Origin of the sequence: Bacillus sp. N13C7, assembly GCF_026790065.1 — a bacterium.
Taxonomy (GTDB): Bacteria; Bacillota; Bacilli; order Bacillales; family Bacillaceae; genus Bacillus.
The window spans coordinates 56,815-71,743 of the sequence record NZ_JALAMO010000024.1 but is presented as its reverse complement, the minus strand read 5'-3'; the positions used below and the strand labels follow the sequence as shown (position 1 = coordinate 71,743).

Sequence of the window (14,929 nt, the reverse complement as noted above, 5' to 3'; positions counted from 1 at the left end):
TACTATGAGGGGATCATATCAGAATGCGGGGGTTTTCTTATTACAGCAATTTCTTCCCTAGCAGGGATTCCACGAGCTCCACTGCTGTTTGGCCAGTTTTGTTTTCGTGATCAAGAATCGGGTTGACCTCAACGAATTCAGCTGAGGTGATGATGCCTGCGTCATACAGCATTTCCATAGCCAGATGGCTTTCCCGGTAGCTGATGCCGCCGACGACAGGGGTTCCGACACCCGGTGCGTCGTTCGGATCAAGTCCGTCCAGATCAAGACTGAGATGGACGCCGTCACATGCTGATAAATAATCAAGGGTTTCTTCAATCACCTTTGTCATGCCGAGACGGTCGATTTCGTGCATCGTGTACACCTTCATGCCGCTTTCCTTAATATACTTGCGCTCTCCTTCATCAAGTGACCGGGCGCCGATGATGACGACGTTTTCCGGTTTGATTTTAGGCGCGTAGCCTTCAAGGTTAACCAGTGACTCGTGGCCAATGCCGAGGCTGACCGCGAGCGGCATGCCGTGAATATTGCCCGATGGTGAAGTTTCAAGTGTATTCAAATCTCCGTGCGCGTCATACCAGATGACACCGAGATTATCGTAATGCTTCGCTGTGCCTGCCAGCGTGCCGATCGCAATACTGTGGTCGCCGCCCAGGACAAGCGGGAATTTTTTCTCTTCGATGACTTGGTTGACCTTCTGAGCGAGTTTTTCATTTCCCGCTAAAACGGAATTCAGGTTTTTCAGTTCCTCGTCATTTTTGATCTTTTCGCGGTTGATCGGAATGTCCCCGAGATCTTCAACCGTATACCCCATGTCTGACAGCCTCTCGATCAGATGGGCGTACCGGATGGCACTCGGGCCCATGTCCACTCCGCGTCGTGCTTGTCCTAAATCCATTGGCATTCCAATAACCGAAATCGTTTTCTCCATCTGTGATTCCACCTCAACATTTAAGATAATGTCCTATGCGGGTTACAACAAAGATGACTTGCGGACAACGTTTTAAAGCTCTAGCTGACGATTTGCCTGCTGGCGTTTTTTAATGACAACATGATAAATGATGTAGCAAATAACCATAAACGGTATGCCGCAATACAGCGCGATACGCTGCTCCGGATCAAATGCAAGGCTGATGAGAACGACCGTATTTAACGTCAGGCCGATCAGCGGAAGCACCGGATACAGCGGTGTTTTGAATTTCAGATCTTCTATCTTGCCGCCTTCGCGGATATATTTGCGTCTGAACTTGATTTGGGAAAGCGAAATCGCGATCCATCCGACCTGCGCACTCATGCCCGCCAATGATAACAGCACCATATATACAGTTTCAGCCGCCGCAACCTTTGACAGAAGCGACAGGCAGGCCACAGCCATCGTAACAATTAACGCATTCAGCGGCACACCTCTTTTATTTGTTTTGCCCAGCGCTTTGAAGGCCTGTCCTTCATTTGCCATCGCGTACAGGATACGTGTTGATGCGTATAAACCTGAATTCGCAACGGATAGCAGCGCGATTAAAATCACAAAGTTCATAATATCAGCGGCATATGGAATTCCGATTTGCTCAAATACGGCAACAAATGGACTTTCCACGACACCCGCCTGTTTCCACGGAATCATGCCGGCAATGACAATGATGGAAAGCACAAAGAAGACAAGCGTTCTCCATACTGTCTGTTTGATGGACCGCGGAATCGTTTTTTCAGGGTTTTCACTTTCTCCGGCTGCAACCCCGATCAGCTCAGTTCCCTGGAAGGCGAAGTTCACGGTAATCATCGTTATCAATATGGCCTTTATGCCGTTCGGAAATAACCCGTCTTCGTAAAAATGTGTCAAAAACGGCGCCTGCTCTCCGCCCTTCAGATCAATCAGGCCAAACATGGCAGCTCCGCCGAGAATAATAAATAAAAGGATAATCAAAATTTTAATGCCTGAGAACCAGAATTCAGATTCCGCAAAGGCTTTTGTGGTGATCGCATTTAAAATAAACATCAGTGCCGCAAAGACCAGACACCAGATCCACACGTCTATATGCGGAAACCAGCGCTGCATCAGCTGCCCCGCTGATAAGAATTCAATGGCGCATGTAACTGCCCAGCCGAGCCAGTACAGCCAGCCGAACGCAAACCCGAAGGCTGGGCTGATAAATTTCGTGGCATAGGTCTGGAAGGACCCCGACACAGGAAAGGCGACTGCCAGCTCTCCTAAGCAGAGCATGGTCAAAAACATGATAAAGCCGCCCACTAAATAGGACAGAACCGCGCCGAGCGGTCCCGCTTGGTTAATGGTAAACCCGGTTCCAAGGAAGAAACCGGTTCCGATCACTCCGCCCAATGAAATCATGAACAAATGGCGTGATTTCATTGTCCGCTGGAGCTGATTTCCGTTATCTTGGTTTGTATTCACTTTCTGCACCCCTTCAGCAACTTGTATTGGATCTAAGCTGGAACATCTACATGGTGCGTATCCCAGTTTGCTGTCCAAAGAGTCTCTATCTATTTAATATAAAATTCACTTCTTCTCATAAAGATACATTATACTAAAATACTGTAGCTGAGCAAATAGGGAGTGCTGATTTTTCTGTTGTAAATTTATACAAACGAAGTGAATATCCCGCTATGGTGCAGATTTATGCGTTTTGCAGCACGTGCTTAATTTTCTCTATTGCCCAATCCAAATCCTTTTTGGAAATGATTAATGGCGGTGCAAAACGAATAACTGTATCATGCGTTTCCTTGCATAAAAGCCCTTCTTCCTTCAAACGCTCACAATACGGACGTGCCGCTTCCGTCAATTCTACACCGATAAACAGCCCTCTGCCGCGGACTTCTTTAATAACAGGGTTATCAATGCTCTCAAGCTCGCTTTTAAAGTATTCGCCAAGCTCAAGAGAACGATCCGCCAGCTTTTCATCCTCCAGCACTTCCAATGAGGCAATAGACACTGCACATGCAAGCGGGTTCCCGCCAAATGTAGAGCCGTGTGAGCCAGGGTTAAACACGCCTAAGATCTCGCGGTCCGCCGCAATGCATGAGATCGGGAACACACCCCCGCCAAGCGCTTTGCCCAAGATATACATATCCGGAACAATGCCGTCCCAGTCACAGGCAAACGTCTTGCCTGTACGTCCGAGACCCGTTTGAATTTCATCCGCAATAAACAAGACATTCTCTTCCTTGCAAATCGCCGCCGCTTCCTGCAAAAACCCTTCAGGCGGAATGACAATGCCCGCTTCGCCTTGAATCGGTTCAAACAAGAATGCCGCTGTATTCGGCGTAATGGCCTGTCGAAGCGCTTCCGCATCGCCGTAAGGAATGAGTTTGATTCCCGGAAGCATCGGGCCGAATCCTCGTTTATATTCCTCTTCAGAAGAAAGAGATACCGCCAGCATCGTGCGGCCGTGGAAGTTCCCGACACATGCGATAATTTCCGCTTGGTTGTCTGCAACGCCTTTCACTTCATAAGCCCAGCGTCTCGCCGCTTTCACCGCAGATTCAACCGCTTCAGCTCCTGTATTCATCGGCAGAATCATCTCTTTGCCTGTCAGTTGAGCAGTTTTTTCGTAAAACGGCCCAAGCTGATCGTTGTGAAATGCGCGTGACGTGAGGGTGATTTTATCGGCCTGATCCTTTAATGCCTGAATGATTTTCGGATGTCTGTGTCCTTGGTTTACCGCAGAGTAAGCACTTAGCATATCCATATATTCATTGCCTTCCGGGTCCTTTACCCAAGCACCCAGCGCTTCAGAAATAACAATCGGGAGCGGATGATAATTGTTGGCTCCGTAATGAGACGTCTGATCAATAATTTCCTTGGATTTAGATAAAGCTGGCATATTTGAATTCCCCCTTGTTTTCTGTTTCCACATGTTATCCTGCTTTCCCTTTTTATAAATGCAAGTTCTGTGCCAAATCAAGATTTCGTGTGTTTTCTACAATTTTCGAGGACAAGGTGCAAAAAAATTCTGATATTTTGAGCAAAAATTTCAGCAAGTGCAAAATTCTTTTGCATATCCTCTCCATTTTTTTATAAAATAGAAGCAATATTAAGAAAATAATTGAGGGAGGTTCATACAGTGGTCAAAGACAGCGAATTCCTCACATTGGTTTTTCAGAGCATTTTAGATGAAATCGATGTTGGCCTGCACGTGGTAGACGAGCATGGAAACACAATCGTTTATAACAATAAAATGATGCAGATTGAAGATATGGAGAAGCATGACGTCCTGAATAAAAACCTGATGGATGTGTTTATGTTTTCAAAGCAGCAGGACAGCACGCTGGTACAGGCTCTTCAGGAAGGCAAAACAATTAAAAATGTGAAGCAGAGCTACTTCAATAATAAAGGCCAGGAAATCACGACGATCAATCATACCTATCCCATCGTCCAAGACGGCAAAATCAGGGGTGCAGTCGAAATTGCCAAGGATGTGACAAAGCTTGAACGGCTGATCAGGGAGAATATGAACAAAAAAGGCAGCACAACCTATACGTTTGACAGTATCCTCGGCACCAGTCCGGCCATTCGAGACGTCATCGAAAACGCCAAGCGGGCAACCCGTACGTCATCATCTGTCCTTCTCGCAGGCGAAACCGGCACGGGAAAAGAGCTGTTCGCGCAAAGTATTCACAACGGCAGCGACCGTTCAGGCGGCCCGTTTATTTCGCAAAACTGCGCGGCACTGCCAGACAGCCTTGTGGAAAGCATTTTGTTTGGGACGAAAAAAGGCGCGTTTACCGGCGCTGTCGACCAGCCCGGCCTGTTTGAACAAGCCCATGGCGGAACGCTGCTGTTAGATGAGATCAACTCGCTGAATCTTAGTCTTCAGGCAAAACTGCTGCGCGCCCTTCAGGAACGGAAAATCAGGCGCATCGGGTCAACAAAGGATACGCCGATTGACGTACGTATTATCGCTACGATGAACGAAGACCCGATTGACGCGATTGCGGGTGAACGGATGCGGAAGGACCTGTATTACAGGCTGAGCGTCGTGACGCTGATCATCCCGCCGCTTCGAGAACGAAAAGAAGACATTTTGCTTCTCGCATCGGAATTCATCCAGAAAAACAACCATCTGTTCCAAATGAATGTTGAACACATCAGCGAAGACGTGAAGCAATTTTTCCTATCCTACGACTGGCCGGGAAATATTCGTGAGCTTGAGCATATGATTGAAGGCGCAATGAATTTCATGACGGACGAGCAAACCATTACAGCTTCCCATCTGCCCTACCAATATCGGATGAAAATCAAGCCGACTGACAACCCGGAGCCTGAAGCACCAAGACATCAGCCGGCCGCGGACTTAAAAGAAAAAATGGAAAGCTTCGAAAAATATGTGATAGAGAACGTGTTAAGAAAACACGGCCATAACATCTCGAAAGCTGCTCAGGAACTTGGCATCAGCCGACAAAGCCTCCAATACCGCCTGAAGAAATTTTCTCACTCATCTGACGAATAAGCTGGTGCAGGAAGCCTGATCAGAAAAACAGTACTCTGCCGATTTCACTTTTCACGTCAATTGGCCCATTGTGGCTGTCGATAATCGATTTCGTTATGGCAAGACCCAATCCCGAACCTCCATATTTCCGGGAGAATGCTGAGAATGGAGGTATTTGAAGTTAGCAGCATTTGCTGCTGTTTCACGTGTAACATCCATCTTGTATTTTTCTTCATATTCGATATATCCTTTTTCAACTGAACGGACGTGACCCTCGTTCAGTTTTTTTGCATAAAAAAACAGCCTGGCGTGGTGCCAGACTGTGTCAGCTAACTTCCTAATCGGTCTGCGGAGGAGAGCTTAATGTCAGCGGATTTTTCTTTTCCGCCGCGGTAAAACTTCACCGTCACCCGGTCACCGACTTTTTTCTGATAAAGCCGTTTCCGCAGATCAACAATATCGTTTACTTTGTGTCCGTCAAATTCCGTAATAACATCCAGTTCCCTAAGCCCCGCTTTTCCGGCTGGAGAAAAGGCATCTACACCCATCACAACCGCTCCATTGGTGACACCCTTAGGAAGCTTCAATGTTTCATCCCAATGGTAGCTTGCAATATCGCTTAGCGATTTCATTTCAATGCCAAGGAACGGACGTTTGACTTCACCGTATTTCTCGAGATCCTCTATCACCGGAATCACAAGCTTTGACGGAATTGAGAGGCCAATGCCTTCAACCGCCGACTCGGCAATTTTCATTGAATTGATTCCAATGACCTTTCCATCCATATTTAACAGCGCGCCGCCGCTGTTCCCAGGGTTAATGGCCGCATCTGTTTGCAGGACTTCTGCGTTCCAGTCAGGCTGTCCGTCACCGTTTGAATCCACTGGGATCGCCCTCTCCGTACCTGAGATGACGCCTTGTGTAACAGAGCCGGCAAATTCAAGGCCTAACGGATTGCCAATCGCAATAACGGGCTCTCCAGATTTCACTTGATCTGAATTTCCGAAGTCGGCGACAGCCTTTATTTTATCGCTTTTCACCCGTAACACGGCCAGGTCCATCAGCTGGTCGCTGCCGACTAGGTCAGCGGATACACGCGTTCCGTCTTTCAAGCTGATTTCAATTTGGGAAGCGCCCTCGATAACATGATGGTTGGTCACGACATAAGCGGAGTTGTCATTTTTCTTATAGATGACACCAGAGCCACTCCCAGCCTCGCCGCTCTCTCCCCAAATATCTGATTTTTGGATGTTCACAACACCGACAACGGCGGGCGACACATTGCTGACAATCTTGGTGACTGCGTTGTTGACACTGACATTCACCGTCCGGATTGGTTCCCGGCCATTGTTGTTTTGCTGCTGTTCCAAGGCGCCCGTATCTAACCCTTCATTTGAAAGGTATGGCATGATAAACGCCATTAATACGGCACCGACAATCACGCCAATCAGACTAGAAAGAAAATATCCTTTTTTGCTTCTCTTTGGCTGTTCAGGAGTAGTATGTTCTTCCTCACGATCGTAATCCACCATATTCCATCCTTTCCAAGAACGTTAATATGGTTATATTGTGGGTTAGAACCTCCTATAATAGTCATGATTTACATAGAAAAATTATACAGCGCAAAGCGGCGTGGCCTTCTTCGGATCGGTGTCATATAAATCAAATGTCTCACCCGTCACAAAGCCTTTAGAAGCCAGTGTCTGCTGCACCGACATTCTCGCCAGCTCCTTCATGTTGTTGTCCTGGCTCAAATGCGCCAAGTAAATACGAGACGTCTCGTCGCCAATGACATCAGTCATCGCCAAGGCAGCATCTTCATTTGAAACGTGCCCGACGTCACTTAAAATCCTCCGCTTAATGCTCCATGGGTATCTTCCCATTTGCAGCATGCCGACATCGTGGTTGCTTTCAAACACAAACACATTCGCTTGGCGGATGATCCCTTTCATCCGGTCGCTGACGTACCCCGTATCTGTCATTAATGCAAGCTTTCGGCCGTTATAGTGGAACACATAAAACATGGGTTCCGCCGCATCGTGAGAGACGCCAAACGATTCCACGTCAAGTCCGCCAAACGACTTCACCGTCTCCATCGGAAACACAAATTTTTGATCGGTGTCTATTTTGCCGATCTGGTTCTCCATCGCTTTCCACGTCTTCTCATTGGCATAGATCGGAAGCTTGTACTTTCTGGCGACCACACCAAGGCCCTTAATATGGTCACTATGCTCATGCGTCACAAAAATGCCGTCTACATCATCCAGCTTACGCCCGATCTGTGCCATCAGCCCATCCATGGCTTTCCCGCTCAAACCGGCGTCCACTAAAAATGCGTGATCCTCTGTTTCGAGGTAAAACGCATTTCCCGTACTCCCGCTCGCAAGTACGCTAAATTGCAAGCTCATGTCTGTCTCACTCCATTATTTTCATTGATCTGTATCTAAAATCGTACTCTCCAAAGCATTCACAGTAAAATACTCTTGCACTGTCTTTTTCTCACCGTTCACTTTTTTATCGTACTCGACCGTAATTCTCCATACCGGTGCCAGCACCTGCGTACTTGTCAGCGGATATTGTGCTACGTAGCCGAATTTGCAGCTCTTTACAGTGCTGTATTCTTTTAATTGATTTTGATAGTACAATAGCTCAACCGCATCCATTTCAGTGATTAAGCTTTCTTTCTGGATTTGCTTAAAGGTTTCGAGCGTTGTTTGGTCGTACGACACAACCTCGTTTTTACCGTTTAAGTGCAAGACCACTTGCCCGATCATGTTCGAGGAATTGTCGGTCTTCTGATAAATATAATGGCCTTCATATGTTTGGAAGAAAATAATTTCTTTCTTTGATTTATCAACCTTCCAAAGCTTATATTTTTCGCCATCTTGGATTTTCGAAGAAACAAGCGCCTGGGCATCGTCCTCGATATTTTTCTTGGATAGGGCGATCGGATTCGTGAACTTCATTTTCAGGCTCGTTACTTTATGATTATCACTAGGCATGTCCATCAAAGGCTTTTGATCCTTCAGCCCCTCAATTTCCTCCTTGGTGAAGGCCTTTTGATTTGCTGTGATCCGATAGCCTTCTGTTGCTTCCTTATTCAGGCCCTCATACGTGATATGGTCGGCCTTCATATCATGCTCGACATCATTTTTAATGACCTCATATTCCTTGCTGGTCGCCTGCCATTTTTGAAAAAACTGATAGCCTAAGAAAATATCTAAGATGAGGAAGGCAACGATGAAGATTGATTTTGTCTTATTCCACTCCACTGTTTGCCCCCTCCTTCATCAATAAATCCTTTGTGATCGGCACAATTTTTCCATTTACTTTCATCGCCCAGACCGGTTCCAGTTCAACAAGAGGATCATCGTTGGTTGATGTTGATACCAATTGGTAAGCAAGGAAGATCTGATCAATTTTATCCGTATCATAAGCGGTTTGTTTAGAAAGCAGCATCTTCACTTCGCTGCCGCTCATCAGCTCTGTCTCACTTGTTTTAATCGGGTTTGTCCCGAGACTGTAATTCGGCCGCTTATAGCTGAGAATATCATCATTCGCCCATTGCAACGTAATCGCTGATGTTGCTCCGAACGGCTTGGCCGTGCTGTTAATGACCGGCATCTGATCCATATAGATATAGAAGCTCAGCTGCTGGCTGTCATTGATATTGAAAAATTGATAATGATCCGTCCAGCTTCCCGTATCCTCAAGGTATTTTTGGCTCTTTTTGATTAATTCACCTGTTTGATAGGATGTGCTCTGGACTAAATTGCGCTGCTGAAATTGCACCTGGCGCTGGCTTAAATTCACATCTAAACGGCTAATCCCATCTGTCAGCACATTTCTGTTGTTGTAATTCGAATCTTCTCTTACAATGCTCGGATCACTGAACAAAGCCTGCTTAAAGGTGTTCGTTTTAATCGATTCTGTGACAAACTCTTTTTTATCCATCGTAAGCGGTTTGTTCGGCAGCAGGAACTCTTTCTTTGAACCGATGGAGAACAAGCTGTACGCCGGCAAGTTTGATTGCCTGTTTTTCATGTCGTTCATAATGTTCCGGTAGTTTGCCGACTCAACGGTCACTTCCAGAATGAGCTGTTTGCTATAAGACACCAGATAAATTTTCTTGTTCGCTTTGGTTTCATTAAACGGAATCAGAATATGATCAAACGAACTATATTCGAATGACTGATTCGACCATTTAAACAGCGTTTGAAAAATATCAATAGGAATCGTATCACTGAATTGCAAGTCAAGCTTAGCTTCAGAACCGCCCATGCCATAAAACCAGCTCTTGAATCCAGCCTTGTCATACTGATCAGAAATATCTTTAATTCCTTTTACATCCCAATGCGGCAAGTCAGACCAGACTTCTTCATAGAGGGCTTCATTATCCACTTTATAATGAGCGCCGTCATCATGGATAAACATTTCCCTCGGCCTCACCGTTTCAGACAGCTTTTGGGTGTTTTTTTCGATTTTATGCTTCTCACGCACAGTAGACTCTGTTGTTGATGAGCCTTCAGAAAAGTTTGGCTGGAACGTCCATATCCCCCACGTAAAAACAAGACTGATGACGACGAGTACCGTAAGTAATATCGTTTTTATATTTTCACGCTTCATCCCAATCATCCTCTTGTTCCTCTTTATATGGAAGAGTAAATGTAATCGTCGTGCCTTTTCCTTCTATGCTGTCTGCCCAAATATCTCCGCCGTGCGCTTGAACCATTTCTCTGGCAATCGCCAGCCCCAGGCCGGTGCCGCCAAGCTTTCTCGTTCTCGCTTTATCAACCCTGTAGAAGCGGTCAAAGACTTTTTCGACATCCTTTTTCGGAATTCCGATCCCTTCATCCTTGACGCTGATATAGAGAAGCTCTTCTTCTTCATTTACATCAATGGAGAACGTGACATGTCCGCCCTCCGGTGAGTATTTTAAAGCGTTGGAAATAATGTTATCGAGCACCTGCGTAATTTTATCCTGATCAATCTCGACGTACAGATTTCTGTCCGGCAGATTGCGGATAAATTCCACATGCTGTTCTTTTGTCATTTCAAAACGGTCAATAATAAGCGACATAAATCGGACGATTTGAATCCATTCCCGGTTGAATTGATAGTCCTTGCTGTCAAATTTCGATAGCTGAAGCAGGTCATTCACAAGCCGGATCATTCGCTCTGTTTCATTTTGCGTCACCATTAAGAAACGCGGGGCAATGTCTTTATTTTCCCACGCGCCTTCAGCTAACGCCTCCAAATAACTCCGCATTGTCGTAAGCGGCGTCCGCAGCTCGTGTGATACATTCGCAACGAATTCCCTGCGTTCCTGATCCATTTTCTCTTGCTCGGTTACATCATAAATGACAGCGATTAAACCATCAATTTTGCCATGCTCCCTTTGAATCACAGAGAAATTCACGCGAAGCACCGTTAATTGATCATCGCGCTCAATTTCAAGCAACATAGAATCCTGCTGCTCCACTAAATCTTCAAAAGTATAATTCTCTTGAATCCCCAGCAAGCTCGTAATCGGCATTTCTAAGGCTGTTTCACGTGAAACGTTCAACAGCTCCAGCGCCGGGCTGTTTAAGAGGATAATAGCTCCGTTTCGATTTGTGGCGATAACGCCGTCTGTCATATAGGCAATGACAGAGGCGAGCTTTCGACGCTCTCCTTCAGTCATCGCCTGGGCATCCTCAAGCTCTCTCGTTAAGTGATTAAACGTCGTGGCGAGCTGCCCAATTTCATCATGCCCGTACTTTTTAACCTTCCTCGAGAAATTCCCTTTGGCGAGCTCCATCGCCTGTTTCCTCATATCTGAAAGCGGGTGGGTAATGGTTCTTGCAAGAAAAATACCGAGAAGGGCCGTCAAAACGAGTGCCAAACCTGTGCCGGACGCCAGAATCGTGTTAATCGTCTTCATTTGATTAAAGACATCTTCCATGCTCGCGACAACATAGATCGCGCCGACAACCTCTTGGTTTTCTGTCATGACGGGCTTCGCGGAAATGAGAACTCTGATTTTGCTTTTCGGGTCATAATATTTTCTTAAATACGATTGTTTGGTAGAAAAAATTCTTTTAAAGATCAGATCGGTTGTTTGTTTGCCTGCCACTTCCTCACCATACGGCTTAGAAGAACCGACGACTTCATAGCTTTTATCTACAAAACTAATTTCCCGGACCTCATCACTTTTTGTGAAGTCATTCAAAATACGGCTGACGTCATCCTTGATGACGGTGCTGTCGTTATCGCTTTTATATTCTTGTTCGATATAGTAAGAAAGGTTGTCGATTCGCTGATTCAGCGATTGTTCATAAGAATTGATCAGCGACTTCTCTACCTGATTGACAAAATACACACCAATGATTTGCATGGCAATAATAATCAAAAGCACATAAATCAAGGTAATCTTAAATTGGATCGACCGAAAAAAACCAACCTTATTCATATGGGCATTAGTCCTGTTCTGGGTTTCTCAAGTAATAACCTACGCCGCGGCGTGTGACGATCCAATTTGGATGGCTTGGGTTGTCCTCGATTTTTTCACGAAGCCGGCGGACTGTTACGTCAACCGTTCTGACATCACCAAAGTAATCATAGCCCCAAACGGTTTGAAGCAAATGTTCACGTGTCATTACTTGTCCAATATGTTTCGCTAAATAATGAAGCAACTCGAACTCACGATGAGTCAATTCAATTGTTTCATCCCGTTTAGATACGACGTACGCGTCAGGGAAGATGACGAGAGAGCCGATATGAATCTCGTTAGAAGACGACTCTTCCTCCGCAGGCGCTGTTGTCAGCTGGCGGCGCAGGTTTGCTTTTACACGTGCCAGAAGCTCGCGTGTGCTAAATGGTTTGGTGACATAGTCATCAGCACCGATTTCAAGCCCGATGACCTTGTCAATTTCTGAATCCTTAGCCGTCAGCATAATGATCGGCATATCGTATTTCTTTCTGACTTCACGGCACACTTCAACGCCGTCCTTATTAGGAAGCATAATATCTAAAAGAATTAAATCAGGCTGAAGCTCTTCTACCATTTCAACGGCTTCATTTCCGTCGTGGGCACAGTGTACTTCATAGCCCTCTTTTCTTAAGTTAAATTCCAATATATCTGCAATCGGTTTTTCATCATCTACTACAAGGATCTTTTTATCCATCATTTTGATTTTCCTCCTGCCGAATAACTTCATTTCATCTATATAACATTCGTTTCATCACTTATGGCCCATGTAAACAATGGGTCCTTGTCTATTATAACGGTTTAAGGTCAAAAGATAAAAAAAATAAAGGTTTAGAAAAAAAACACATGTTTCACCTTTATCCGCCAATTGTTTATCTTTTGTCATGCTGGTCAACTTTTTTTAAAAAAGATAACTTTATTGAAACCTCCCCCCACCGGAGTGCGTCTTTATCAATGACGTCTTCTTCTTTGAGCCGGCCGCAGGGCCGGTTCTCCCTTTTTCTTCTATTATAACACTCCTCATGTTTGCCTTTTTCCTAAAAGAAAAAACGCACCTACGATTGCAGATGCGTTTGGTAAGTGGCTCGGGACGGAATCGAACCGCCGACACACGGATTTTCAGTCCGTTGCTCTACCAACTGAGCTACCGAGCCAAATGTTTTATTTTTCTCTACTAAGTAAAGTAAAATGGCGGTCCGGACGGGACTCGAACCCGCGACCTCCTGCGTGACAGGCAGGCATTCTAACCAACTGAACTACCGGACCTTACAGTAATTGCCCGGAGAGCTGTCGTGTCAGCCCTCGCAGACAAATAAGGAATTAGCAATAACGCTAAAGTAAATCAATGACCCGTACGGGATTCGAACCCGTGTTACCGCCGTGAAAGGGCGGTGTCTTAACCGCTTGACCAACGGGCCTACACGAAATGGTGAGCCATGAAGGACTCGAACCTTCGACCCTCTGATTAAAAGTCAGATGCTCTACCAACTGAGCTAATGGCTCTTAAGATGTCGGAGTTTCCATAGAGCAAACGACTTAGATTAAGTTCTCATCTTGTACTCTATTGAAGCAGTTTCCGTAACAACGAGATTTATAATATCACGAACAAATAGAAGTGGCAATAACTTTTTTGGTTTTTTTTCATATTTTTTTCTCAGACCAACTTATCTGCGGTTTTCAAACAAAAAACAAGCCCCTGCATCAGGGGCTTGTAAGCAAGTTTTATTTAGTTCGCACGGTACACGCTGCGAAGGACATTTGTTTGTGAACGGTCTGGACCGACAGAGAAAATAGAAAGCGGAATGCCTGTCAGCTGAGACACACGCTCAAGATAGTGGCGCGCATTTTCCGGGAGCTCGCTTAAGCTCTTCGCACCTGTGATATCCTCAGTCCAGCCTGGCATTTCTTCATATACCGGCTCACATTCAGCAAGTGCTTTAAGGCTTGCTGGGAATTCTTCAATGATTTCCCCTTTGTAGCGGTATGCCACACAGATTTTCAATGTTTCAATTCCTGTTAACACGTCAATTGAGTTCAAAGAAAGATCTGTAATTCCGCTCACACGGCGGGCGTGACGGACAACGACACTGTCAAACCAGCCTACACGGCGCGGACGGCCTGTTGTTGTTCCATACTCGCGTCCAACTTCACGGATTTGATCGCCGATTTCATCTTTCAGCTCAGTCGGGAAAGGACCGTCGCCGACACGAGTCGTATATGCTTTTGATACACCGACAACGTGCTGAATTTTGGTCGGACCGACACCAGAACCGATCGTGACACCGCCGGCAACCGGGTTAGATGACGTAACAAACGGGTATGTTCCTTGGTCGATATCGAGCATAACCCCTTGCGCGCCTTCAAACAATACACGGCGCCCTTCATCAAGAGCATCATTTAAGACAACAGATGTATCGCAAACATACTTTTTAATCTGCTGGCCGTACTCATAATATTCGTCTAAAATATCCTCAATTTTAAATCCTTCTGTCTCGTACATTTTCTCAAGCAGACGGTTTTTTTCTTCCAGATTGCGTTCAAGCTTTTCCGCAAATGCGTCACGGTCTAACAGATCCGCGATGCGAATTCCGATGCGGGCTGCTTTATCCATGTAAGCAGGGCCGATTCCTTTTTTCGTTGTACCGATCTTGTTAGCCCCTTTTCGCTCTTCTTCCACTTCATCCAATTTCAAATGATACGGCAGAATGACATGAGCCCTGTTGCTGATTCTCAGGTTATCTGTACTGACGTTGCGCTCATGAAGATACGCAAGCTCTGTGACTAATGCTTTCGGATCTACAACCATTCCGTTTCCGATCACACACGTTTTATCCTTATAGAAAATTCCTGACGGGATTAAGTGAAGCTTGTATGTGATGCCGTCAAACTTGATTGTATGCCCTGCGTTATTTCCGCCTTGATAACGGGCGATCACTTCTGCATTTTCTGACAGGAAATCTGTGATTTTACCTTTCCCTTCATCGCCCCATTGCGTACCTACTACAACTACTGAAGACAT

Annotated in this window: 11 protein-coding genes, 4 tRNA genes and 2 pseudogenes; 1 reads left to right on the top strand and 16 read right to left on the bottom strand. The window is 45.7% G+C overall.

Features of this window, described 5'->3' with window-relative positions; genetic code table 11:
• Window positions 1–40: 40 nt before the first annotated feature.
• The 3 genes from rocF to rocD all read right to left on the bottom strand — a co-directional run bounded on the left by rocF (window position 41) and on the right by rocD (window position 3,836).
• Window positions 41–931, bottom strand: coding sequence for an arginase (rocF, locus tag MOB98_RS19665; RefSeq protein ID WP_268358583.1), 891 nt, complete (start codon window positions 929–931; stop codon window positions 41–43).
• A 72-nt stretch (window positions 932–1,003) separates the two neighbouring features.
• Window positions 1,004–2,407 carry an amino acid permease gene (locus MOB98_RS19660; protein ID WP_268358585.1) on the bottom strand — a complete coding sequence of 468 codons (1,404 nt, stop codon included), beginning with the start codon at window positions 2,405–2,407 and terminating at the stop codon, window positions 1,004–1,006.
• A gap of 223 nt (window positions 2,408–2,630) precedes the next feature.
• Entirely contained in the window at window positions 2,631–3,836 is a 1,206-nt protein-coding gene (gene rocD, locus MOB98_RS19655; RefSeq protein WP_268358587.1) for an ornithine aminotransferase, read from the bottom strand.
• 240 nt (window positions 3,837–4,076) lie between these two features.
• On the opposite strand from rocD, the gene rocR reads away from it, so the two are divergent.
• Window positions 4,077–5,462, top strand: coding sequence for an arginine utilization regulatory protein RocR (rocR, locus tag MOB98_RS19650; RefSeq protein WP_268358589.1), 1,386 nt, complete (start codon window positions 4,077–4,079; stop codon window positions 5,460–5,462).
• Here the strand turns inward: rocR and MOB98_RS19645 are convergent.
• The 13 genes and pseudogenes from MOB98_RS19645 to purA all read right to left on the bottom strand — a co-directional run.
• Window positions 5,444–5,595: pseudogene (locus MOB98_RS19645) on the bottom strand (ATP-binding protein); the annotation flags it as partial. The gene rocR and the pseudogene MOB98_RS19645 sit on opposite strands and share 19 nt — an antisense overlap.
• 41 nt (window positions 5,596–5,636) lie before the next feature.
• A pseudogene (locus MOB98_RS19640) lies at window positions 5,637–5,734 on the bottom strand (hypothetical protein); the annotation flags it as partial.
• A 36-nt stretch (window positions 5,735–5,770) separates the two neighbouring features.
• Window positions 5,771–6,973 carry a serine protease HtrC gene (gene htrC, locus MOB98_RS19635; protein ID WP_268358591.1) on the bottom strand — a complete coding sequence of 401 codons (1,203 nt, stop codon included), beginning with the start codon at window positions 6,971–6,973 and terminating at the stop codon, window positions 5,771–5,773.
• 81 nt (window positions 6,974–7,054) lie between these two features.
• Complete coding sequence (locus MOB98_RS19630; RefSeq protein ID WP_268358594.1) at window positions 7,055–7,849, bottom strand: MBL fold metallo-hydrolase; 795 nt, start codon at window positions 7,847–7,849, stop codon at window positions 7,055–7,057.
• A gap of 21 nt (window positions 7,850–7,870) precedes the next feature.
• Window positions 7,871–8,713: a WalRK two-component regulatory system regulator WalI gene (gene walI, locus MOB98_RS19625; protein WP_268358596.1), complete on the bottom strand. Its 843-nt coding sequence runs from the start codon at window positions 8,711–8,713 to the stop codon at window positions 7,871–7,873.
• The gene (gene walH / locus MOB98_RS19620; RefSeq protein ID WP_268358597.1) at window positions 8,700–10,067 is read right to left on the bottom strand and encodes a WalRK two-component regulatory system regulator WalH; all 1,368 of its coding nucleotides are present in this window, start codon (window positions 10,065–10,067) and stop codon (window positions 8,700–8,702) included. Before walH ends, walI begins: the two co-directional genes overlap by 14 nt.
• Window positions 10,057–11,892 carry a cell wall metabolism sensor histidine kinase WalK gene (gene walK, locus MOB98_RS19615; RefSeq protein WP_064815423.1) on the bottom strand — a complete coding sequence of 612 codons (1,836 nt, stop codon included), beginning with the start codon at window positions 11,890–11,892 and terminating at the stop codon, window positions 10,057–10,059. The genes walH and walK overlap by 11 nt, the downstream gene beginning before the upstream one ends.
• Before the next feature lie 7 nt (window positions 11,893–11,899).
• On the bottom strand, window positions 11,900–12,607 hold the full coding sequence (gene walR, locus MOB98_RS19610) for a cell wall metabolism DNA-binding response regulator WalR (protein ID WP_032731843.1): 708 nt from the start codon (window positions 12,605–12,607) through the stop codon (window positions 11,900–11,902).
• A 384-nt stretch (window positions 12,608–12,991) separates the two neighbouring features.
• Window positions 12,992–13,064 (bottom strand) — tRNA-Phe (locus MOB98_RS19605).
• A 35-nt stretch (window positions 13,065–13,099) separates the two neighbouring features.
• A tRNA-Asp gene (locus tag MOB98_RS19600) sits at window positions 13,100–13,176 on the bottom strand.
• Window positions 13,177–13,256: 80 nt separating this feature from the next.
• A tRNA-Glu gene (locus tag MOB98_RS19595) sits at window positions 13,257–13,328 on the bottom strand.
• Window positions 13,329–13,337: 9 nt separating this feature from the next.
• Window positions 13,338–13,413 (bottom strand) — tRNA-Lys (locus MOB98_RS19590).
• Window positions 13,414–13,636: 223 nt separating this feature from the next.
• Window positions 13,637–14,929 (bottom strand): adenylosuccinate synthase, encoded by a 1,293-nt coding sequence (gene purA, locus MOB98_RS19585; RefSeq protein WP_268358598.1) that lies wholly within the window; start codon window positions 14,927–14,929, stop codon window positions 13,637–13,639.